Below are 22066 nucleotides of genomic sequence, written 5' to 3' on the forward strand. Positions count from 1 at the left end.
CAGGGTTACTCCTGCGCCGCGCGCGTGCTCAAAACGTCCGCGTAGATCTGGTGGTATGCCGCGGCAGACGTGTCCCACCCCACCGGATGACGCATGGCGCGGCGCATCATCCCCGCCCACTCCCGCGGTTGGGCATAAAGATCGCAGGTGCGCATCAGCGCCTGTTCCAGCGCGTCTGCAGTGACCGGCGCGAATTGCACCCCGGTGGCACAGCCTGCGACGCGTGCCGCCTCATTGGCGTCGATCACCGTATCGGCCAGCCCGCCCGTTCGCGCCACCACCGGCAAGGTGCCATAGCGCAGACCATAAAGCTGCGTCAGCCCACAGGGCTCGAACCGCGAGGGGATCACGATGGCATCGCTGCCGCCCTGCATCAGATGCGACAGCGGCTCGTCATAACCGATGATCACCCCGACAGAGCCCGGATAGCGGTGCGCTGCGGAGACAAAGCCTGCCTCCAGTCCCGCATCGCCGCTGCCCAGCACCGCCAGACGCGCACCACGTGACACCAGGGCAGGCAGGGCGTCTAGCAGCAAGTCGAGCCCCTTTTGCGTCGTCAGCCTGCTGATCACGCAAAAGAGCGGGCCGTCACCCCCGGGCTGCAACCCGAAGCGGCGCAAGACAGCGGCCTTATTCTCAGCCTTGGGTTTGAGCCGTTTCACCGAATAGGGAGCTGCCAGCGCAGGGTCATTTTCCGGATCCCAGACGTCCAGATCGATCCCGTTCAGGATGCCGGAGAGATCCGCGCTACGCGCGCTCAAAAGCCCTTCCAGCCCCATGCCGAACTCCGGCTGCATCAGCTCGGCTGCGTATGTCGGGCTGACGGTCGTGATCCGGTCGGCGTAGACGAGCCCGGCCTTGAGGAAGCTGATACGGCCGAAATACTCGATGCCCTCGGATGTATAGAGGGCGGAGGAGAGCGACAGATCGGTCATCAGGATCGGATCGAAGAGACCCTGAAAGGCGATGTTGTGGATTGTCGTAATGCAGGGCGGTGGGTTTTCCGACTGGTGCAGATAGGCGGCGGTGAGACCCGCCTGCCAGTCGTGCAGATGCACCAGATCGGGTTGCCAGTCGGCCAGCGCGCCTGTCGCCACCTTGGCGGCAACCATGGAGAGGGCTGCGAAACGCTGCGCGTTATCGGACCAGTCCTGCCCGTCGCCATTCAGATAGATATTGCCCGGCCGGTCGTAGAGATCCGGCGCATCGAGCAAGAGCAAATCAATACCGCCGCTTTCCACGCTCACCAGCCGCGCGGGTCCGCCCGGCAGATGCTCCGCCTCCCAAAGCGTTTTCCCCTCTTTCAGCAAGGGACCGAGCGCGGGGTAGCCGGGCAGCAACACGCGCATGGACACACCCAGCGGTGCCAGCGCCTTGGGCAGTGCGCCCACCACATCCGCCAGCCCGCCCGTCTTGACGAAGGGCGCGCATTCCGAAGCAACGCTGAGAACTTTCAAGTCATAGATCCAGTTTGTCGATCATGGGCTGGGTGATCAGGCAGACGCCGTTGGCGGTGCGTCTGAAGCGGCGCGCGTCCTCTTCGGCGTCCTCGCCAACCACAAGTCCTTGCGGGATCACCACGCCGCGGTCAATCACCACGTTGGTCAGCCGGGCGTTGCGCTCAATCTCCACGTAGGGCAGCGCCACAACACCGTTGAGCTGAGAGAACGACCGGGTTCGGACACCGGTAAAGAGCAGGCACTGCTCCAGGCTGGAGCCGGAGATGATGCAGCCTCCCGAAACCATGGAGGAGACCGCCTGACCCCGCCGCCCTTCTTCGTTGTGAATGAACTTGGCGGGTGCTGTCAGTTCCGAATAGGTCCAGATGGGCCATTCCGTGTCGAAGAGATCCAGTTCGGGCGTGAAATCCGTCAGATCGACGTTGGCCTGCCAAAAGGCATCGACCGTGCCCACATCGCGCCAGTAGGCCTTTTCCTCGTTGCCCGAGCGCACGCAGGAGCGGCTGAAGGGATGGGCGATCGCCTTGCCCTCGCGCACGATCCGGGGAATGACGTCGCCACCGAAGTCGTGATTGTAGTCCGGGTCGGTGGCACATTCATCGAGCAGTTCGAACATGTAGTCCGTCTTGAAGACATAAATGCCCATGCTGACCAGCGCCTGATCCGGATCACCGGGCATGGCGGGCGGATCGGCGGGCTTTTCGACGAAATCAAGGATGCGGTCCTCAGTATCGACCTTCATCACACCAAAGGCGGTGGCGTCCATGCGCGGCACTTCGATGCAGCCGACAGTCACATCGGCGCCGCTCTCCACGTGGTGGCGGATCATCAGCGAATAATCCTGCTTGTAGATGTGATCGCCCGCGAGGATCACGATATACTTGGGCCCGTAGCCTTCGATGATGTCGCGGTTCTGGGCCACCGCATCCGCCGTGCCCTTGTACCAGTTTTCATTGTCCATCTGCTGGGACGCTGGCAGGATATCGAGGCTCTCGTTGCGCTCGGCACGGAAAAAGCTCCAGCCCCGCTGGCAATGACGGATGAGCGAATGGGCCTTGTACTGCGTGGCCACGCCGATGCGCCGGATGCCGGAGTTGACGGCATTGGACAGGGGAAAGTCGATGATCCGGCTTTTACCGCCGAAATACATCGCCGGTTTGGCGCGCCTGTCAGTCAGCTCGTAGAGCCTGCTGCCACGCCCGCCCGCCAGGACATAGGCCATTGTCTGCTGCGCAAGGCGTTGTGTTTCTCGGTCCATTTTGTGTCTCTCCCCCGTTTATTGATCTTTCACGCCATTGGTCAGCCGCGCCTGAGCTCAAAAAAGAGCGTCGAGAGCGGCGGTAGCGTGATCTCGATGGACTGCGCCCGCCCGGACGCCGCCACCTCGTCGCTGTCAACACCTCCCATGTTGCCGCGACCGTCACCTCCGTAAAACTCCGAGTTGGTGTTGAGCCGTTCTACCCAATGGCCCGCCTCCGGTACCCCGATGCGCCGCGCCTCCCGCGCGACGGGGGTGAAGTTCGAGACCACAAGCATCGGCGCATCGGCCTCTGTCCCCTTGCGCACCCAGGCAAAGACGGACTGATCGCTGTTGTTCTCCTCCACCCAGTCGAACCCATCGGGGCTGGCGTCGCGGGCATAGAGCGCGGGGGTGTCGCGATAAAGCGTGTTGAGATCCCGCACCAGCGTCTGGATCCCGCGATGCTCGGGCGCGTCCAGCAAATGCCAGTCGAGGCTGCCATCGTGGTTCCATTCGATGCCTTGCGCGAACTCGCAGCCCATAAAGAGCAGCTTCTTGCCCGGATGTCCCCACATGAAGCCATAATACGCGCGCAGGTTGGCGAATTTGTCCGAACCCTGCCCCGCCATCTTATCGAGCAGCGAGCCTTTGCCGTGCACCACCTCATCGTGGCTGATCGGCAGAATGAAATTCTCCGAAAAGGCGTAGTGCAAGCCGAAGGTCACCTTGGAATGGTGATATTTACGGTGAACCGGGTCTTCGGCCATGTAGCGCAGGGTATCGTTCATCCAGCCCATGTTCCATTTGAACCCGAAACCGAGCCCACCTGTGTCCGCTGGCGCACTGACGCCCGGGAAGGCGGTGCTTTCCTCTGCCACGGTCATGATGCCGTCGGTCTCGCCATAGGCCGCGGTGTTCATGGCGCGCAGAAAATCTATGGCCTCGTAGTTCTCGCGCCCGCCGTCTTTGTTGGGGATCCACTCGCCGTCCTTGCGGCTGTAATCCCGGTAGAGCATGGAGGCCACCGCATCCACGCGCAGCCCGTCCACGTGATGTTCCTGCAGCCAGTAGAGCGCGTTGGCGATCAGGTAGTTGGACACCTCGGCCCGCCCGTAGTTGTAGACCATGGTGTTCCAGTCAGGATGGAACCCTTCCTTTGGGTCGGCGTGTTCGTAAAGTGCGGTGCCGTCGAATTTCGCCAGACCATGCGGGTCTTCTGGGAAGTGCCCCGGCACCCAGTCGAGGATCACGCCGAGCCCTGCACGGTGGGCAGCATCGATAAAGGCGCGGAACTCCGCCAGCGTGCCGTGCCGGATGGTCGGCGCATAAAGGCCCACGGGCTGGTACCCCCAGGAGCCGTCGAACGGAAACTCCGACACGGGCATCAGTTCCAGATGGGTAAAGCCCATATCCTTGGCGTAGCTTACCAGTTGATCGGCATGCTCATGGTAGCTGAGTGGGCGGTGACCCTCCTCCGGCACCCGGCGCCAGGAGCTCAGATGCACCTCATAGATGGAGATCGGCTGATCCACCCGCTGCATCGCGCCGCGCCGGTCCATCCAGTCGGCATCCTGCCAGTCATGCACCGACAGATCACGCACGACCGAACCGGTGCGCGGCGGATGCTCTGCGCCGAAGCCCACCGGATCGGCCTTAAGCGGCATCACCTGCCCGTCCTGGCCCACCACCTCGTATTTGTAGATCTCGCCATCCCCGATGCCGGGAATGAAGATCTCCCAGCACCCGGTGGCGCCCCGGCGGCGCATCAGGTGCCGCCGTCCGTCCCAGGTGTTGAAATCCCCCACAACGGAGATCCGCTGCGCATTGGGTGCCCAGACCGCGAAATGCGTACCCCGGATACCTTCGTGCGTCATTACATGAGCACCGAGGGCCTTCCAGAGCTTCCGATGGGTTCCTTCACCCAGCAGGTATTCGTCCCAGTCGCCCATCACGGGACCAAAGCGATAGGGATCATCCGCCACCCAGCTGTGATCGCCTTGGCTGATCTTCAGATGATAGGCAAAGCGGTTCTTGCGGCGACTGGCGACCCCCTCGAAAAGCCCGTCTGAAACGGGTTTGAGCGCCAGGATCCGGCGTCCGGTCTTGGGGTCTACCGCCTCGATACTGTCGGCGTCCGGAACATGCGCGCGGATGACCCATTTGCCATCCTCTTCATGCAGACCGAGTACCGAAAACGGATCGCTGTGGCGCGCGGCTGTGATCGCGCCCGCATCCTGAGGTGATAGTCCCAAGCCCCTCTCCCTTCTTCAGGCGACATCCTTTGCAGCGCCCCGGGGCCCGATCAGGCTGGGTGCGTTCCAGATGTCACGCGCGTAGCCCGCAATCGTCCGGTCAGACGAGAACCAGCCCACACGCGCCGTGTTGAGCGCGGCCATCTTTGTCCAGGCCTGTGCGTCTGCAAAGGCTCGGTCCACCTGCCGCTGTGTGTCAAAGTAGCTGTCGAAATCACAAGTCACGAGGAAATAATCGTGATCCATTAACCCTTGCACCAATCCGGTATAGCGGTTCTTGTCCTCGGCTGAGAAGACGCCGCTTTCGATTTGCTGCAGAACACGGGTCAGACGCAGGCTCGCCTCCACTGCCCGGCGGGCGTAGTTGGGCTCCGCCCGCCGGGCGGTCACCTCCGCGGCTGTCAGCCCGAAAAGAAAGAAGTTTTCGGCCCCGACACAGTCGCGGATTTCCACGTTTGCGCCATCCAGCGTGCCAATCGTCGGCGCGCCATTCAGGGCAAACTTCATATTCCCGGTGCCGGAGGCCTCCTTTCCGGCAGTCGAGATCTGCTCGGAGAGATCCGTGGCAGGGATCAGAACTTCCGCCATGGAGACGTTGTAATTCTCCGGATAGACAACCTGCAGCAACTCCTTGGTCGCCGGATCGGCGTTGATGTGTTTGGCCACATCGTTGATCAGGTGGATGATCTCCTTGGCAACCACGTAGCCGGGGGCCGCCTTGCCGCCAAAGATCTTGACCCGCGGGGTCCAGTCCCCGTTCGGATTCTCTCGGATCTCGTTCCACAGCGCGACAGTTTCCAGCAGATTCATCAACTGGCGCTTGTATTCGTGAATCCGCTTGATCTGCACGTCGAACATCGCGTCGGTGTTCAGCGTGACCCCGTCACGGTCCTTGAGCCATTTGGCCAGCCGCGCCTTGTTGAGATCTTTGGCCGTCTGGAATGCGTCGAGGAACCCAGCGTCGTTCACATGAGCGGTCAGCCCTTCAAGCTGCTGCAGATCGTCCGGCCAGCTGGTGCCGATGGTATCGTTGATCAGAGTGCGCAAAGGCGGGTTGCAGGTATAAAGCCAGCGGCGCGGCGTGATGCCGTTGGTCTGGTTGATTATCCGTCCCGGATAGTCGCGATTGAGATCGGCAAAGACCGTCTCTTTCACCAGATCGGAGTGGAGCGCGGAGACACCGTTGACCCGGTGCGCCATCACGAAAGCAAGCTCGCCCATCTTGACCTCACCATGCTCCAGAATGCGCACCTCGCTGCCGGACTCCGCAAGGTGCCCGGCTTCGATCAATTGGATAAGCTGATGGTGACGCGGCAGGGTCCGGATAAAGAGATCCTCTGGCCACCGCTCCAGCGCTTCGGGCAGCAGGGTGTGGTTGGTATAGGCCAGCGACGCGCGCGCGATGCGAATGGCCTGCGCCGTCTCCATCCCGTGCAGGTCGATCAGCTGACGCACCAGTTCCGGTCCCGCGATCGCAGGATGCGTGTCGTTCAGCTGGATCGCCACATGGTCATGCAGCTCCTGCAGATCGCCGCCTTCACTGAGAAAGCGCCGCAGCAAGTCATGGATGGAAGCCGCGGTAAAGAAATACTCTTGCTTCAGGCGCAGCTCCTTGCCGACCTCGGTGGTGTCATCGGGGTAAAGCACGCGGCTGATGGTGCGGGCCAGCGCTTCGGGCGCGCTCGCGGCCATGTAGTCGCCGCGGTTGAAGCTCGCGAGATCAAAGGCGGTGGTGGGCTTGGCAGACCACAGCCGCAGCGTATTGGCCCAGCGACCCTGCCAGCCGATGACCGGCGTATCATAGGCCGACGCCATCACCGTTTCCGCCGGATGCCAGACGATTTTACCGCTCTCGCTGCTCACATGCCCGCCGAAGTCAATCGGATAGCTGACCTCGGGCCGCTCGAACTCCCATGCGTGACGCTGGGAAAGCCATGTCTCAGCCGTTTCCATCTGTGCGCCGTTTTCGAAATGTTGCTCGAAAAGCCCGTGCTCGTACCGGATGCCATAGCCATAGGCCGGGATCCCGAGGGTGGAGAGCGAATCCATGAAGCAGGCCGCCAGACGCCCCAGACCGCCGTTACCGAGGGCCGCATCGGGTTCATTGGCGACGACGGTGCCATAGCTCTGGCCCAGACCTTCGAGCGCTTGTTCAGCTACTTCGTCCAGACCGAGGTTCACGGCCACATCCTCCACCAGCCGACCGATCAGAAACTCCATCGACAGGTAATAGACGCGCTTGCCCTTGGCCTCATAGGTCTTGCGGGTGCTCTCGAACCACGGATCGACGACGTGATCGCGCAGGGTCAGCGACAGCGACATGCGCCAGTCGTAGGTTGCAGCATGCTCGGGATCCTTGCCGAGCGAGTGTTTCAGATGACGCAGAAGATCGGCGCTGAATTGCTCGACCGACACGAGAGGAGACTGGGGTACGGACATATGATCTCTTTTTACAGTTTACGGGTTGGGGAGGATACCCGTCGATGAAATTTGGGACCGTTTATCGGGTTTCGACCTCGAAAAATACCCGTTTTATGGTCATAGCTCCTTTGCCCAGGGCGGGTTCGCTCCCGCGCGGGACACGGTAATCGCTGCCACCTGTGCGCCTAGTGACAAGGCTGACTTAAGGGCCTCCGCGCTGATGTCAGAGGCGTTCTGCTTGTTTAACAGGCCCATCTGGTTCAACTGGGCCATCAAGCCTGCGTTAAAGGTATCGCCCGCGCCCACGGTGTCGACCACCGTGGCCTTACGCGCCGGCACCTCGACGCTCACGCCCCCTGCCGCAAAGGCCGTAGCACCCTCTGCCCCGCGGGTCACCACGACAATCGACGGTCCGGAAGCGCGCAGGTTTGCGGCCTTTGCAGCCAGATCGTCCTGCCCAGGCACGATCCAGTCCAGATCCTCGTCCGACACTTTGACCATATCCGCGAGCGCGATCATCCGCTCCAGCCGCGCGCGGTACCGGCTCTCGTCCCGGATGAACGCCGCGCGGATGTTCGGGTCCAGTACGATGAGCCGCCGCTCCGCCTCGCGAGCGGCCAGCGCTGCGTAGAACTCCGCACAGGGCTCACTGATCAGGCTGATACCGCCGAAGTAGAGCGCCTGCACCGCCTCATCGAGATCGGGCAAAGCCTCCGGGTCCAACATCCGCCCCGCGGTGTTTTCGTCATAGAACGTATAGCGCGCCTGACCGTTGGTCAGCTCCACAAAGGCCAGTGTCGTCGGCAGATGAGAGCGCAAAACATGGCTACAATCCACATGGCTGTCGGCCAGACCCTGCATCAGCTGAACCCCAAAGAGATCCTCCGACACGCCCGTCAGAAACCCCGCGGGTTGGCCGAGACGACCGAGGGCAATGGCCGTGTTGAAGATCGCACCGCCCACGTGCGGCGTGAACCCCGCACGGCCGTTTGCATCCGTTGTCGGGATCATGTCGATCAGCGCTTCACCGCAACATAAGATCATATTCTTACTCCTTCCGGTGCGCGCGCACCGGTCTCAGGCCTTGAGCGTGGCCGCATCGCGGGCCAGCGCCTCGATCCCGGACCAGTTGCCCGCATTGACCATCGCCGCGGGGGCAACCCAGCTGCCACCAGCGCAGAGGACATTGGGCAGATCAAGATAGCTCTGCGCGTTCTGCGGGCTGACACCCCCAGTCGGGCAAAAGGAGATCTGGGGCAAGGGCGCGCCGATCGCCTTGAGCGCAGGCGCGCCACCCGAGGCCTCTGCAGGGAAAAACTTGAGCATGTCATAGCCGCGTTCCAGCAGCCGCATTGCCTCCGACGCGGTGGCGGCACCCGCCAGCAACGGCAAGCCTTCGGCCTCGCAGGCCGCGATCAGCTTGTCCGTGGCCCCCGGCGAGACACCAAAGGTGGCGCCTGCGGCCTTGGCGTTCTTGACATCCTCGGGTGTGACCAGCGTGCCGGCTCCCACAACGCCACCCGGCACCTTGGCCATGGCCGCAATTGCATCGAGAGCTGCGGGCGTGCGCAGCGTCACCTCTAGCGCGGGCAGACCGCCTGCGACGAGCGCTTCGGCCAAGGGCTGGGCGGTGGCGCCATCCTCGACGACCAGCACGGGTACGATGGGCGCCAGCATGCAGATCTCACGCGCGCGTTTGCTCGCCTCTAAGGGGGTCATGGAGAAAGTCCTTTCCTAGAACAGAACGCTGGCGCCAGTATCCGCCGTGCCGACGGACCGGCGGAATTGCGCAAAAAGCTCACGGCCCAGCCCGTATTCATTGGCGCCCAGATTGATCGTGACAGGCGCCCGGTCGAGCACACCGGGCGTCAGGATGTTCAGATCGCCTGCAACGGCGTCCACCCGCAGGATGTCGCCATCCTGCAGCTTGGCGATGGCGCCACCGTCCAACGCCTCGGGGCTGACGTGGATCGCGGCGGGCACGGAACCGGAAGCGCCTGACATGCGCCCGTCCGTAACCAGCGCTACGTTGATCCCGCGCGCTTGCAGGTTTTTCAAAAGCGGCGTGAGGCTGTGCAACTCCGGCATGCCGTTGGCCTTGGGCCCCTGAAAGCGCACGACGACAACGGTGTCGTCCTCGATCTCGCGGGCCTTGCAGGCGGCTTTCACTTCTTCCTGATCGTTGAAGATGCGCACCGGTGCTTCGACGATTCTGTGCTCGGGTTTGACGGCCGAGACCTTCATGACCGCGTTGCCAAGCGTCCCGCTCATGCGTTTCAGCCCGCCCGTCGACTGGAAAGGATCCGTTGCAGGGCGCAGGATCTTCTCGTTGAGGCTGTGGGTCGTTCCGGGTTCCCACACCGCCTTGCCGTCCTTCAGCTTGGGCTCCTGGGTGTAAAGCTCCAGACCGCCGCCCGCGACCGTCTTGGTATCGCCGTGCAACAGCCCCGCCTCCAGCAGCTGACCGATCATGAAGCCCAGACCGCCCGCGGCGTGGAAGTGGTTCACATCCGCAAGACCGTTGGGATAGACCCGCGCAAGCAAAGGCGTGACCTCGGACAGATCCGAAAAATCCTGCCAGTCGAGGATGATCCCGCCCGCGCGTGCCATGGCAACGAGGTGAATGAGCAGGTTGGTGGAGCCTCCGGTCGCGTTGAGCCCGATAATCCCGTTCACAAAGGCTTTTTCGTCCAACACATCGCAGACGGGAAGATAATTGTCGCCAAGGTCGCTGTGGGCAATTGCAGCTTGTGCACCCGCCTTGGTCAGCGCATCTCGCAAGCCGGTATTGGGCGTGACGAAGCTGGTCCCTGGCAGATGCATGCCCATGAATTCCATGAGCATCTGGTTGGTGTTGGCCGTGCCGTAGAAGGTACAGGTGCCGGGTCCGTGATAGGCGCCCATCTCCGCCTCCATAAGGGCGGCGCGGTCCACTTCTCCAGCGGCGAACTTCTGGCGGACCTGGGATTTCTCCTCATTCGAGAGGCCGGAGGTCATGGGCCCCGCGGGCAGGAAGACCGTTGGAATGTGACCGAAGGTCTGGGCGGCGATGATCAGGCCCGGCACGATCTTGTCGCAGACGCCCAGATAGACCGCTGCATCGAAGGTGTTGTGGGTCATGGCGATGCCCGTCGCCATGGCAATGAGATCGCGGGAGAAGAGGCTGAGCTCCATGCCCGGCTCCCCTTGCGTGACACCGTCGCACATCGCGGGAACGCCGCCTGCAACCTGCGCCGTCGCCCCCACCTCGCGCGCCGCTTCGCGAATGACCTCCGGGTAGCGCTCAAACGGCTGATGGGCCGAGAGCATGTCATTATAGGTCGTCACGATGGCAAGATTGGGTGCCTGCTCGGTCGCGAGTTTGTCCTGATCCGGGCCCGCGCCCGCATAGGCATGCGCCTGCCCGCTGCAGCTCAGATGGCCGCGCGCCGGTCCTTTGACGCGCGCCGCCTGCATGCGGGCCAGATAATCGCCCCGCGGTCCTTCACTGCGGGTGATGATCCGGTCCGTGACGCGGGTGATGGTGTCGTTCAGTTTCATCTCGGTTCCCTCCGGTCCCTGGACGTCTGAAAGCGCTGCCCCTCAGGTTTTGGACAGCGCCGCAAGCTTGCGCCCGGTGTCGATCATCCGGTTGGCAAAGCCCCATTCATTGTCATACCAGCTGACGATCCGCACCAGCCCGTCCTTGGTGACGCTGGTCTGGGGCGCGGCAAAGCTGGATGAATGCGCATCGTGGTTGTAGTCGATCGATACGGTCGGGTCGGTCTCATAGGAGAGTACCCCTTTGAGCTCGCCCTCGGCCGCCTCCTTCATCGCGGCGTTGATTGCGTCGGCGGTGGCGGGCTTTTCGGTGATGCAGGTCAGATCCACCAAGGATACGTTCGGCGTGGGCACACGGATCGCAGAGCCTTCGAGCTTGCCTTCCAGATGCGGCAGCACCAGCGAGATCGCCTTGGCCGCTCCGGTGGATGTGGGCACCATCGACACGGCCGCCGCGCGCCCGCGGTAAAGATCCTTGTGCGGTGCGTCATGGGACGGCTGGTCACCCGTGTAGGCGTGCACGGTCGTCATGTAGCCGGTTTTGATCCCGAAGGCCTTGTCGAGCACATAGGCCACGGGAGCGAGGCAGTTGGTGGTGCAGGACGCGTTGGAGATGACGATATCGTCCTTTGTCATCTCCTTGTCATTGACACCGAACACGATCGTGCGGTCTGCACCGGCACCCGGGGCGGAAATCAGAACCCGCTTTGATCCATTCTTCAGGTGCTCGGCTGCCTTGTCGCGCGCGGTGAAAAAGCCCGTGCATTCCATTGCCACATCGATCCCATCCCACGGCAATTCCGCAGGGTTGCGGATCGCGGTGACGGCAATCTCGCGGCCATTGACCACCAGCGCGTCTCCCTTGACACTCACATCGGCCTTCAGACGGCCGTGCACGCTGTCGTATTTCAGCAGATGCGCCAGTGTCTCCGGCGAGGACAGATCGTTGATTGCCACAACCTCAAGGTCCGTCACCTCATTCTCGATCATCGCCCGCAGGACACCGCGACCGATGCGGCCAAACCCGTTGATTGCAATTGCGTGAGACATCTTCTTTCTCCAGACCTGTTTCCGCCGCGACGCGGCCTTATTCGCTCGTTAGCGCTAACGACCACAGTTGAGCGAAAAGATCAACGGTCCTTAGCGCAGCTTTCAGGCCCAAACCGGGCCATGGCATGTTGCCGCGACACGCCATTGCAGCGGGCACACACGCTCAACTTGCATAAAAGCACGCTATTTCAGCTTTGTGACCCCTCGTTCGCGAAAAACACGTCCACAGGCAACATCGCCTTTTGCACACGGTTCGCGTTGGGCAGATCGTTGCCTTCGGCGCGCATCTGAGCCGCTGTTTCGTCCAGACCCGCATCCCGCCACCGCTGCAAAAGCCGCGCGCGCAAGACCTCCCACGCGACCTCAAGGCCCACGCTGAGATCCCAGTGAGTGGACAGTCCTCGCCAGGGTGCCTCGTCCAGCAGCAAATAGTTACCTTCGACAATCACCGTATCACAGGCCGGATCGAGCTGCCCTGCCCCGGCAATAGCCAGATCGCGCGACCGGTCAAAAAGCGGGTAGTAAACCACCTCCTCATTGGCCAGCGCGGGCATCAGCCGTGAGAAACCGCCCACGTCGAAGGTTTCCGGCGCGCCCTTGCGCGGCAGCAGCCCCGCGTGCTCCAGAAGAGCGTTGTCCAGATGAAATCCGTCCATCGGCACAACCCGCGCCGCGCATCCGCGGTCAACAAGGGCCTCGGCCAGTCGGGCAGCGAGGGTCGATTTACCACTACCGGGTGGCCCGGCCAGTGCCACCAGCCTCCGCCGATGCGCGCGCGGCGCGGCAAGCACCGCGTCGGCCAAGTCAGACAGATCCCGCATCCGTTCGCTCACGCGGCGGCGGCGTCGGAGGGCGGCTCCTTAGCACCGGTCATGAAGGCCACTGCGTCCGACATCGTGTAGTCCTTGGGATCAATGAGGCACAGGCGCTTACCCAGACGGTGCACATGGATGCGGTCCGCCACTTCAAACACATGCGGCATATTGTGACTGATCAGGATGATCGGGATACCGCGCGATTTCACGTCGGCGATCAACTCCAGCACGCGGCGCGATTCCTTGACGCCGAGGGCCGCCGTGGGCTCGTCCAGGATGATCACCTTGGAGCCGAAAGCCGCGGCCCGCGCGACCGCCACACCCTGACGCTGCCCGCCCGAGAGCGTCTCTACCGCCTGATTGATGTTCTGGATGGTCATCAACCCCAGTTCGGACAGCTTGTCGCGCGCGATGCGCTCCATCTCTGCCCGGTCCAGCTGGCGCAGCCATTTGCCCCGAAAACCCGGTTTGCGGATCTCCCGCCCCATGAACATGTTGTCAGCGATGGACAAAGCGGGCGACATGGCCAGCGTCTGGTACACCGTCTCGATGCCCTCGTTACGCGCATCTATGGGCGAGGTGAAGTTGACCTTCTTGCCTTCGAGGTAGACCTCGCCGTCGTCAGGGATCACCGCCCCAGATACCGCCTTGATGAGAGAGGATTTACCCGCACCATTGTCGCCGATCACCGCCAGGATCTCGCCCGGCATCAGATCGAAATCACAATGATCCAGCGCGGTGACGCGCCCGTAGCGCTTGACCAGATTGCGGCCTTTGAGGATGGGTTCCATTACACCGATACCTTTCTGATCCATTGGTCCACGCCCACGGCCGCGATGATCAGCAAGCCGATCAGCAGGTAGGTCCACTGTGCATCTGCACCGAGAAGCCGGAGGCCAAGGGTAAAGACGCCCACGATCAGCGCGCCAAAGAGCGTCCCCATGATCGAGCCGCGCCCGCCGAACAGAGAGATCCCGCCGATCACCACCGCCGTAATGCTCTCGATATTGGCCAGTTGGCCGGAGGTGGGCGAGACAGAGCCAATGCGCCCGATCAGAGCCCAGCCCGCGAAGGCGCAGATCAGACCCGCCAGCATATAGACGGAGATAAGCGTGGCCTTGACGTTGACGCCCGACAGCTCCGCCGCTTCGGGATCATCACCTACGGCATAGACGTGTCGCCCCCAGGCCGTGTGTTTGAGCGCATAGGCCAGAACGAAGATCAGCACCAACATGAAGACAACCCCGTAGGTCAACCGCGCCCCGCCAAGCTGGATCGTCGTTCCGAAGAACTGCAACAGCGGCGCCTGCGCCTCGATCTCCTGACTTCGGATCGTCTCGTTAGCGGAGTAGAGGAAATTGGTGGCCAGCACGATCTGCCACATGCCCAGTGTCACGATGAACGGTGGCAGTTTGACCTTTGCAACCAGCCAGCCGTTGATAAAGCCAATGAGCGCCCCGCACATCAGACCACAGGCCACCGAGACCTCAACCGGGATGCCGTAGCGAAAGGTGAACTGCCCCATCACTACCGATGACATCACCATGATCGCACCCACGCTGAGGTCGATCCCGGCGGTCAGAATGATCAGGCTCTGCGCCGCGGCGACAATCCCCACGATCTGGACTTGCTGCAGGATGAGGGTCAGCGCAAAGGGTGAGAAGAACTTGCTGCCAAGCAGGATCCCGAAGATCACGACGGAGGCGATCAGCACGATGAGCGGTACCAGCGATGGATTGAGATGCAGCAGATGCTGAGCGGTCCCGACAAACCCGCGGTTTGAATGCTCAAAGGCGGCGACGGTTTCTGATCTTGATTGGTCGCCGGACGGCTCCGATGCCTCGGACATGGTGGTTCCCTCCCCCAGTGCAGGCGCCCGGGCACCTGCCACGTTTCATAAATGGGCCATGGCGGGTCCAGAACCCGCCAGGCATCAGGGCAGCACGTCTCCGCACCACCCTGACGTCAGATTGCGGGGATCAGCCCCAGCAAAGATCCTTGCCCTCGCTGACAGAGATCGATTCAACCCCGTCCGCGGGGGCATCCGTCACCAGCGCGACACCGGTGTCGAAAAACTCCTTGCCGGGTGTTGGCTCTGGTTTTGTGCCATCCTCTGCCCAGGCCTTGATTGCCTCGACACCCAGAGCGGCCATCTGCAGCGGGTATTGCTGCGACGTTGCCCCGATCACACCGTCGGCCACGTTCTGCACGCCGGGGCAGCCACCGTCCACGGAGACGATCAACACCTCGTTCTCGCGCCCGATGGCCTTGAGCGCCTCATAGGCGCCAGCGGCGGCGGGCTCGTTAATGGTGTGCACCACGTTGATACCCGGATCACGGGCAAGCAGGTTTTCCATCGCCCGGCGGCCGCCTTCTTCGTTGCCGTCGGTGACGTCGCTGCCCACGAGCCGCGGATCGTCCTCATCACCGATCACATTCGGATCCGCCAGCTCAATCCCGAACCCGTCGAGAAAGCCCTGATTGCGCAGTACGTCCACCGTCGGCTGGCTCACGTTCAGATCCAGCGTGGCGATCTTGGCTGTTTCGGCATCATCACCCATCTGCGCGCGCGCCCACTGGCCGATCAGCACACCGGCCTTGTAGTTATCCGTGGCAAAGGTCGCGTCAGCCGCGTCAATCGGGCTTAGCGGCGTGTCCAGCGCGATCACCAGCAACCCGGCGTTCCGCGCCTGTTCGACCGCTGACACGATGGACGACGTATCGGAAGCCGCGATCAGGATGCCCTTGGCGCCGTCCAGAATGCAGGTCTCAATCGCCTGAACCTGTGTCTCATGGTCGCCGTCCACCTTGCCGGCAAAGGACTTCAAGGTCATGCCCAGCTCTTCGGCCTTGGCCTCTGCGCCCTCTTTCATCTTGACGAAGAACGGGTTCGTGTCGGTCTTGGTGATGAGGCACGCGCTGGTGCTGTGCCCGTCCGCGAGCGCGACGGTACTGACAGCGCCCATTGCGCTGAGGCCCAGGATGGTGCTGGCAAGAAGTCTCTTCATGTTTTTCCTCCCAAGGAAAGTCTTTTGGTCATTATTTTCAGGACGCGTGTCGCGTTCTGACCCGCGGTCTAGCGCCGCCGGTCATGGCGAACACACAATATTTACTCCCGGGTGTCAATAAATAAGTAAACTTGATTTATTAATTACGGCAGGACAGACTGCGCGCGTGGACAAAAGCATAGATCGCCAAATGGACGGACAAGAGCTTGCGGGGCTGAGCAGCGGTGTTAACCAGCGCGGCGTGCGCAATTATAACGAACGTCTGCTGCTGTCGATGTTCATGCGGCACGGGCCGATGCCGGGAAGTGATCTGGCGCGCAAGGCCGGGCTATCCCCCCAGACCGTGTCGGTGATCTTGCGCAAACTGGAACGTGACGGGCTGCTGGTGCGCGGCGCGCCACAGCGCGGACGGGTCGGCAAGCCGTCGGTGCCGATGGATCTGGCACCCGAGGGCGTGTTCTCCTTCGGCCTCAAGATCGGGCGGCGCAGTGCGGAGCTTTTGCTGCTGTCGTTGAGCGGCACTGTGATCGGGCAGTTACATCTGTCCTACCGCGCGCCTGATCCGGCGGAGGTGTTCGGCTTTCTCGCCGATGGCATGTCGCAGCTGTTGAACGCGCTTAGCCCGGCGCAACAGGCGCGCCTGTGCGGGATCGGGCTGGCCAGCCCCTTTGAGCTGTGGAAGTGGCGGACCCAATCGGGTCCGGCGACGGATGATTTCAGCCAGTGGCAGAATGTGGATTTCGCGGCCGAGATCGCGCGTTTCAGCCCGCTGCCGCTTTTCATGTGCAACGATGCCACCGCCGCCTGCCGGGCCGAGCATCTTTACGGACTGGGCAAGAAATTCCGCGATCACGCCTATTTCTACATCGGGTCCTTCATCGGGGGCGGCGTCGTGTTGAACCATACCGTTTTCGAAGGCAATCAGGGCAACGCGGGCGCTCTGGGCTCGCTGCGCACCACGGGGCCGCTGGGCGAAAGCCAGCAGCTGATTGATGTGGCCTCGCTGCATCTGCTGGAAGCGCGATTGATAGAGGTTGGGCTCGACCCCAAGCAGCTGTGGCATCTGCCGCAGGACTGGACCGCGATCAGCCGCTATGTGGATCCGTGGATCGGCGAGACCGCGCAGGAACTTGCCAAGGCGTCGCTCTCGATCTGCTCCGTTGTGGACTTCGAAGCGATCCTGATCGACGGTGCCTTCCCGGACCCGGTCCGCGCCGAACTGGTCGACCGCGTGCGCCGCTATCTGGCGACACAGGACACCCGTGGGCTGCTGCCGCCAAAGATCGAGGCAGGTGCCATCGGCTTTCACGCCCGAGCCATCGGCGCGGCAAGCGGGCCGATCTTTGCGCAGTTTTTCCTGAACATGAACGCTGGTCTCGCTGCGGTCTGAGCGGTCAAAGCGCCGCTTGCAGCACCTCGACCAGCGTCGCTGTGGATAACGCGCAGGGGTTGCCTTTCATGGAAGACGAAGTGGCGGCTTCTTCCGCGATGCTCTCAAGGCACACATCAGAAGCCACCCAATCCGACAACCCCGGCACCTGCCATCCGTCGAGCAAGGCTGACCAGTCGTGAAACAGGCGGTTCGGATCATGCTCCATCCCTTCTGCCATCCAGCGCGCCACCGCATCAAAGCGGCTGACCTCCATGCCCAAGTGCGACAGTGCGGCACGATTGGCCACCATGACCGGCCCCAGCAGCCGGCCGCAAATGAGCCCGTGCGGTGCCCCGAGCCGACCGCCGAGCACCCCCGCCAACCCGTGCACCGCGCCAAGTCCCGCATTGGCAAGCGTCAGCCCGCCAGAAAGGCTGACAAAAGCCATGGCGTCCCGCGCCGCGCGGTCTTCCTGGGCCGCCAGCCGGGCAAGGGCGGCGGCCCCTTGCGGGATCGCCGCCGTGCAAAGCGCATCCGTCAACGGATTGGCCCGTCGGCTGAGATAGGGTTCGATCACCTGCGTCAGCGCGTCGAGGCCCGATGCCAGCGTCTGCGCTCGCGGCGCATGGTCGGTGAGCGCGGGATCAATCAGCGCCAGATCCGGCAGCATCCGGTCATCGCGCAGGCTGACCTTACGGCCCGCATCGGGCACGGTGATAACGGCGTTCTTGGTGACCTCCGCCCCGGTGCCGGCGGTCGTGGGTACGGCGATGAAAGGCAACGGTGCGGCTGTCAGGGGTTTTGCATGGCCGACGCCTTCGAGATGGTCGAGCACGCTGCCCTCACCCGGCAGCAGCGCTGCGAGCGCCTTGCCCAGATCAATCACCGCTCCCCCGCCCACGGCGATCACGACATCACAGGCCGCGGCGCGTCCCGTGGCCAGCGCGGTCTCCAGCGCGGGCAAATCGGGTTCGCCGCTGCTGAAGATGGGAACGACGTCCGCCCCCTGCGCCACGAGGCGCTCGGTCACGTGATCCACCCAGACGACCGACCGGCCCCGGACCAGCAAGACGCGGTGTCCGAACTGCAGCGCACGCGGGATCGCCTGCTCTGCGACCCCGCGGCCAAAGACGATCCGGCCCGCGGTCAGAAAGCTGAAATCTGTCAGGCTCAAAACGTCATGGTGGCTTCAACCGCGCGTTTCCAGGCGGCGTACTTCCGGGCGCGGCTGTCCTCTTCCAACTGCGGCGTGAACTGCTGTTCCAGCGCCCAGCTATTGGCAAAGCCCGCCTGATCCGGATAGATCCCGGCCCGCTGCCCGGCGAGCCACGCCGCGCCGAGCGCTGTTGTCTCCAGCACCCTGGGCCGGTCCACCGGCGCGCCGATGATGTCGGAGAGAAACTGCATCGCCCAGTCGGAGGCCGACATGCCACCGTCCACGCGCAGGGTCGCACCTGCCTCGTCGCTGGGCCAGTCCGCCTGCATCGCTTCCAACAGATCGCGGGTCTGGTACCCCACACTTTCCAGCGCCGCCTTTGCGTATTCCTCCGGCCCCGAGTTGCGTGTCAGACCAAAGACAGCCCCCCGGCATTCCGCATTCCAGTAAGGTGCGCCCAGACCCACGAAGGCGGGGACCAGCACCACGTTCTGATTGGGGTCGGCTTGTTCCGCCAGGGGCTGAGTCTCGGCAGCCTCGCGGATGATCTTGAGCCCGTCGCGCAGCCACTGCACCACGGCGCCCGCCACGAAGATAGATCCCTCAAGGGCGTATGTCGGCGTGCCATCGAACTGATAGGCGATGGTCGTCAGCAGCTTGTTCTGCGAGGTCACCGCCGTGTCGCCCGTGTTCAACAGCGCAAAGCAGCCCGTACCGTAGGTCGATTTCAGCATGCCGGGCTCAAAACAGGCCTGACCGATGGTGGCCGCCTGCTGATCGCCCGCGACGCCGAGGATGGGGATCTCACGACCAAACAGATCGGGCCGGGTCATGCCGAAATCTGCCGCGCAATCGCGCACCTCTGGCAGCATCTCCAGCGGGATGCCAAAGAGGTCGCAAATGGTGGTGCTCCAGCGTCCCTTGTGGATGTCATAGAGCGATGTGCGCGCGGCATTGGTGGCGTCCGTGACATGGGCCGCCCCACCCGTCAGCTTCCAGATCAGAAAGCTGTCGACCGTCCCAAAAAGCAGCTCACCCTGCGCGGCCCGGTCTCGCGCGCCCTTTACGTGGTCAAGGATCCATTTCAACTTGGTGCCGGAGAAATACGGATCGGCCAGCAGGCCGGTCTTTTCGGTAATCATCCGGTCGTGCCCGGCGGCGCGCAACTGGCGGCAATAGTCCGCCGTGCGCCGGTCCTGCCAGACAATCGCATTGTGGATCGGCCTGCCCGTATCCTTGTCCCAGACCACGACAGTTTCGCGTTGGTTGGTGATGCCGATGGCGGCGATATCATCCGGCCCAAGACCGGCTTTTTCAATCGCAGCCCGGCAGGTCCCTGCGGTGGTGGACCACAGATCACCCGGGTCATGCTCGACCCAGCCACTGTCGGGGAAGTGCTGCGGGAATTCCTCTTGCGCGCTGGTGACAATCCGCATTTCCGCGTCAAAGACGATCGCACGTGAGGATGTCGTCCCCTGATCAATGGCGAGAATATGTGTCATGCGGCGAGCCTCTGATCTGCGCTGTCCTCGGGCCTGACCCGAGGACCTGTTGGCATAAGATCCTCGGGTCAAGCCCGAGGATGACGATGGCAAATGAGCACGGCCGGGGCGCAGCATCTCTGCACGCCCCGGCCAAGGATCACTGGCTTACTGCCAGGATTTGATCAGCTCGTCGTAGCTGACGGTCTGAGGTTCTTCGTCCTCATTTTCCAGCTTGGCGAAGGGCGCGCCTTCGCGATCAAACCAGACCTGGGGGTCTTCTTCCTCGTTCATGACCGGACCAAGATCACCTTGGACACCCGCACGCTCCAGACGCTCCAGCACCCGCTCCTGATCGGCGCAAAGCGCATCCAGCGCTTCCTGAGGTGTCTTGGAGCCGGACATGGCATCGCCGATGTTCTGCCACCACAGCTGCGCCAGCTTGGGGTAATCGGGCACGTTGGTTCCGGTTGGTGACCATGCGACGCGCGCGGGCGAGCGGTAGAACTCGACCAGACCGCCCAGCTTGTCCGCACGCTCGGTGAAGTGATCAGCGTCGATGGTGGACTCGCGAATGAAGGTCAGCCCTACGTCGGACTTCTTCAGATCCACCGTCTTGGAGACCACGAACTGCGCGTAGAGCCATGCGGCCTTGGCGCGATCCACCGGCGTGCTCTCCATCAGCGTCCAGCTGCCTGCATCCTGGTAGCCGATCTTCTGACCTTCTTTCCAGTAGACGCCGTGCGGGCTGGGGGCCATGCGCCACTTGGGCGTGCCGTCCTCGTTCATCACCGGCAGGCCGGGCTCAACCGTGGCGGCAGTGAAGGCAGTGTACCAGAACATCTGCTGCGCGACGTTCCCCTGCGCCGGGATCGGACCCGCCTCGGAGAAGGTCATACCGGCCGCGGCAGGTGGCGAGTACTTCTGCAGCCATTCAATGGCCTTTGTCACCGCATAGACCGCCGCAGGCGCGTTGGTCGCACCGCCGCGTGCCACACAGGACCCGGTCGGCTGCGAGTTCTCGTTCACCCGGATGCCCCATTCGTCGACGGGCAGACCGTTCGGCTCACCCACGTCGCCCATGCCTGCCATGGACATCCACGCATCGGTGTAGCGCCAACCCAAGGATGGATCTTTCTTGCCGTAGTCCATGTTGCCAAAGACCTCGCCGTCCACACCCATGTGGCTCAGATCCCGGCCCGTGAAGAACTCTGCGATGTCCTCATAGGCAGACCAGTTGACCGGCACACCGAGCTCATAGCCAAAGGCTTCCTGGAAATCGGCCTTGTTCTTGTCGTCATTGAACCAGTCGTAGCGGAACCAGTAGAGGTTCGCGAACTGCTGGGTTGGCATCTGGTACACTTTGCCATCAGGGCCGGTGGTAAAGCTGAGGCCGATGAAGTCTTCCATATCAAGCGTCGGCAGGGTCACATCCGCGCCCTCACCCGCCATCCAGTCAGTCAGGTTGCGCACCTGCTGGTAGCGCCAGTGGGTGCCGATCAGATCGCTGTCATTGACGTAGGCATCATAGATGTTCTCGCCGGACTGCATCTGTGTTTGCAGCTTCTCGACGACGTCGCCTTCGCCGATCAGATCGTGCGTTACCTGAATACCGGTTATGGCAGTGAAGGCCGGGGCCAGCACCTGGCTTTCATATTCATGGGTGGTGATCGTCTCGGAGACGACCTTGATCTCCATCCCCTGGAAAGGCTGAGCGGCATCGACGAAGAACTGCATCTCCGCCTCCTGAGCGGCGCGGTCCAGCACGGAGAGGCCAGCGATCTCATTGTCGAGAAACGCCATCGCCGCATCCATGTCGGCCCAGGCCGGCAACGCCAAAGACGCGACCATCGCGCCCACGGCTGTGGTTGATTTCAATCTAAAGTTCATGTGAGTCCTCCCGAGACATTATTGAACTGTTTTTAGGGTGAGCCACCCGATGCGTGCCCGGATGCCTCATTCTCCTTGTGCTACACCCAGCGGAACACCGCGGCAGCATAGACAAGACACGCCAGCATCGCATAGGGCTGCGGCGCGATCTCCAGACCCAGCCAGATCAGATTGATAAAGGCTGAGCCGAGCAGAGTGATGAAAAGCCGATCCCCCCGCGTTGTTTCAATCCTCAGAATACCCACGCGGGGCGTCTCCGGGTATCTGATGGCGAGAATTGTGAAGATGATCAGCAGGCTTGCGATCACCATGAAGAAAATCGCTGTCGGCCATGTCCATGCCATCCAAGCCATTAATCAGGTCCTCCAATCAAAAAGCGGC

17 protein-coding genes are annotated in these 22066 nt (G+C 62.6%); 1 reads left to right on the forward strand and 16 read right to left on the reverse strand.

Going from position 1 to position 22066, the window contains the following annotated elements; all coding sequences use genetic code 11:
- Positions 1-5: 5 nt before the first annotated feature.
- The 12 genes from glgA to Q1A53_RS02290 form a co-directional block, all read right to left on the reverse strand.
- Positions 6-1457 (reverse strand): glycogen synthase GlgA, encoded by a 1452-nt coding sequence (gene glgA / locus Q1A53_RS02235; RefSeq protein ID WP_299962483.1) that lies wholly within the window; start codon positions 1455-1457, stop codon positions 6-8.
- 1 nt (position 1458) lies between these two features.
- Positions 1459-2718, reverse strand: coding sequence for a glucose-1-phosphate adenylyltransferase (gene glgC / locus Q1A53_RS02240; RefSeq protein ID WP_299962484.1), 1260 nt, complete (start codon positions 2716-2718; stop codon positions 1459-1461).
- A gap of 41 nt (positions 2719-2759) precedes the next feature.
- Positions 2760-4952, reverse strand: coding sequence for a 1,4-alpha-glucan branching protein GlgB (glgB, locus tag Q1A53_RS02245; RefSeq protein WP_299962485.1), 2193 nt, complete (start codon positions 4950-4952; stop codon positions 2760-2762).
- A gap of 15 nt (positions 4953-4967) precedes the next feature.
- On the reverse strand, positions 4968-7391 hold the full coding sequence (locus Q1A53_RS02250; RefSeq protein WP_299962486.1) for a glycogen/starch/alpha-glucan phosphorylase: 2424 nt from the start codon (positions 7389-7391) through the stop codon (positions 4968-4970).
- A 99-nt stretch (positions 7392-7490) separates the two neighbouring features.
- Entirely contained in the window at positions 7491-8417 is a 927-nt protein-coding gene (locus Q1A53_RS02255; protein ID WP_299962487.1) for a carbohydrate kinase, read from the reverse strand.
- A 33-nt stretch (positions 8418-8450) separates the two neighbouring features.
- Positions 8451-9092, reverse strand: a complete 642-nt coding sequence (gene eda, locus Q1A53_RS02260) for a bifunctional 4-hydroxy-2-oxoglutarate aldolase/2-dehydro-3-deoxy-phosphogluconate aldolase (RefSeq protein WP_299962488.1) — start codon at positions 9090-9092, stop codon at positions 8451-8453.
- Between the two features lie 15 nt (positions 9093-9107).
- The gene (gene edd, locus Q1A53_RS02265; protein ID WP_299962489.1) at positions 9108-10913 is read right to left on the reverse strand and encodes a phosphogluconate dehydratase; all 1806 of its coding nucleotides are present in this window, start codon (positions 10911-10913) and stop codon (positions 9108-9110) included.
- Between the two features lie 42 nt (positions 10914-10955).
- Positions 10956-11963, reverse strand: a complete 1008-nt coding sequence (gene gap, locus Q1A53_RS02270) for a type I glyceraldehyde-3-phosphate dehydrogenase (protein WP_299962490.1) — start codon at positions 11961-11963, stop codon at positions 10956-10958.
- 188 nt (positions 11964-12151) lie between these two features.
- Entirely contained in the window at positions 12152-12784 is a 633-nt protein-coding gene (locus tag Q1A53_RS02275) for a nucleoside/nucleotide kinase family protein (RefSeq protein ID WP_299962492.1), read from the reverse strand.
- Between the two features lie 8 nt (positions 12785-12792).
- On the reverse strand, positions 12793-13569 hold the full coding sequence (locus Q1A53_RS02280; protein WP_299962494.1) for an ATP-binding cassette domain-containing protein: 777 nt from the start codon (positions 13567-13569) through the stop codon (positions 12793-12795).
- Positions 13569-14627 carry an ABC transporter permease gene (locus Q1A53_RS02285; RefSeq protein WP_299962495.1) on the reverse strand — a complete coding sequence of 353 codons (1059 nt, stop codon included), beginning with the start codon at positions 14625-14627 and terminating at the stop codon, positions 13569-13571. The genes Q1A53_RS02280 and Q1A53_RS02285 overlap by 1 nt, the downstream gene beginning before the upstream one ends.
- Before the next feature lie 130 nt (positions 14628-14757).
- Positions 14758-15786, reverse strand: coding sequence for a sugar ABC transporter substrate-binding protein (locus Q1A53_RS02290; RefSeq protein WP_299962497.1), 1029 nt, complete (start codon positions 15784-15786; stop codon positions 14758-14760).
- A 190-nt stretch (positions 15787-15976) separates the two neighbouring features.
- Here Q1A53_RS02290 and Q1A53_RS02295 point away from each other — a divergent pair, with 190 nt between their 5' ends.
- A complete protein-coding gene (locus Q1A53_RS02295; RefSeq protein ID WP_299962498.1) occupies positions 15977-17176 on the forward strand; it encodes an ROK family transcriptional regulator in 1200 nt (399 codons plus the stop codon).
- 4 nt (positions 17177-17180) lie between these two features.
- On the opposite strand, the gene Q1A53_RS02300 is transcribed toward Q1A53_RS02295, so the two are convergent.
- From Q1A53_RS02300 to Q1A53_RS02315, 4 genes are all read right to left on the reverse strand, one after another.
- Entirely contained in the window at positions 17181-18326 is a 1146-nt protein-coding gene (locus Q1A53_RS02300) for an iron-containing alcohol dehydrogenase (RefSeq protein ID WP_299963060.1), read from the reverse strand.
- Between the two features lie 2 nt (positions 18327-18328).
- Positions 18329-19816 carry a glycerol kinase GlpK gene (gene glpK / locus Q1A53_RS02305; RefSeq protein WP_299962500.1) on the reverse strand — a complete coding sequence of 496 codons (1488 nt, stop codon included), beginning with the start codon at positions 19814-19816 and terminating at the stop codon, positions 18329-18331.
- Between the two features lie 147 nt (positions 19817-19963).
- Positions 19964-21685, reverse strand: coding sequence for an ABC transporter substrate-binding protein (locus Q1A53_RS02310; RefSeq protein ID WP_299962502.1), 1722 nt, complete (start codon positions 21683-21685; stop codon positions 19964-19966).
- 80 nt (positions 21686-21765) lie between these two features.
- Positions 21766-22038 (reverse strand): DUF2160 domain-containing protein, encoded by a 273-nt coding sequence (locus Q1A53_RS02315; protein WP_299962504.1) that lies wholly within the window; start codon positions 22036-22038, stop codon positions 21766-21768.
- Positions 22039-22066: the final 28 nt, after the last annotated feature.

Source organism: uncultured Roseobacter sp., from assembly GCF_947496515.1.
Taxonomy (GTDB): Bacteria; Pseudomonadota; Alphaproteobacteria; order Rhodobacterales; family Rhodobacteraceae; genus Roseobacter.

Bases quoted from the DNA above. Each gene is read 5' to 3' on its own strand.
- glgC (WP_299962484.1), bottom strand. From the start codon at position 2,718: ATGGACCGAGAAACACAACGCCTTGCGCAGCAGACAATGGCCTATGTC.
- Q1A53_RS02250 (WP_299962486.1), bottom strand. From the start codon at position 7,391: ATGTCCGTACCCCAGTCTCCTCTCGTGTCGGTCGAGCAATTCAGCGCC.
- Q1A53_RS02255 (WP_299962487.1), bottom strand. From the start codon at position 8,417: ATGATCTTATGTTGCGGTGAAGCGCTGATCGACATGATCCCGACAACG.
- eda (WP_299962488.1), bottom strand. From the start codon at position 9,092: ATGACCCCCTTAGAGGCGAGCAAACGCGCGCGTGAGATCTGCATGCTG.
- edd (WP_299962489.1), bottom strand. From the start codon at position 10,913: ATGAAACTGAACGACACCATCACCCGCGTCACGGACCGGATCATCACC.
- gap (WP_299962490.1), bottom strand. From the start codon at position 11,963: ATGTCTCACGCAATTGCAATCAACGGGTTTGGCCGCATCGGTCGCGGT.
- Q1A53_RS02275 (WP_299962492.1), bottom strand. From the start codon at position 12,784: ATGCGGGATCTGTCTGACTTGGCCGACGCGGTGCTTGCCGCGCCGCGC.
- Q1A53_RS02280 (WP_299962494.1), bottom strand. From the start codon at position 13,569: ATGGAACCCATCCTCAAAGGCCGCAATCTGGTCAAGCGCTACGGGCGC.
- Q1A53_RS02285 (WP_299962495.1), bottom strand. From the start codon at position 14,627: ATGTCCGAGGCATCGGAGCCGTCCGGCGACCAATCAAGATCAGAAACC.
- Q1A53_RS02290 (WP_299962497.1), bottom strand. From the start codon at position 15,786: ATGAAGAGACTTCTTGCCAGCACCATCCTGGGCCTCAGCGCAATGGGC.
- Q1A53_RS02295 (WP_299962498.1), top strand. From the start codon at position 15,977: ATGGACGGACAAGAGCTTGCGGGGCTGAGCAGCGGTGTTAACCAGCGC.
- glpK (WP_299962500.1), bottom strand. From the start codon at position 19,816: ATGACACATATTCTCGCCATTGATCAGGGGACGACATCCTCACGTGCG.
- Q1A53_RS02310 (WP_299962502.1), bottom strand. From the start codon at position 21,685: ATGAACTTTAGATTGAAATCAACCACAGCCGTGGGCGCGATGGTCGCG.
- Q1A53_RS02315 (WP_299962504.1), bottom strand. From the start codon at position 22,038: ATGGCTTGGATGGCATGGACATGGCCGACAGCGATTTTCTTCATGGTG.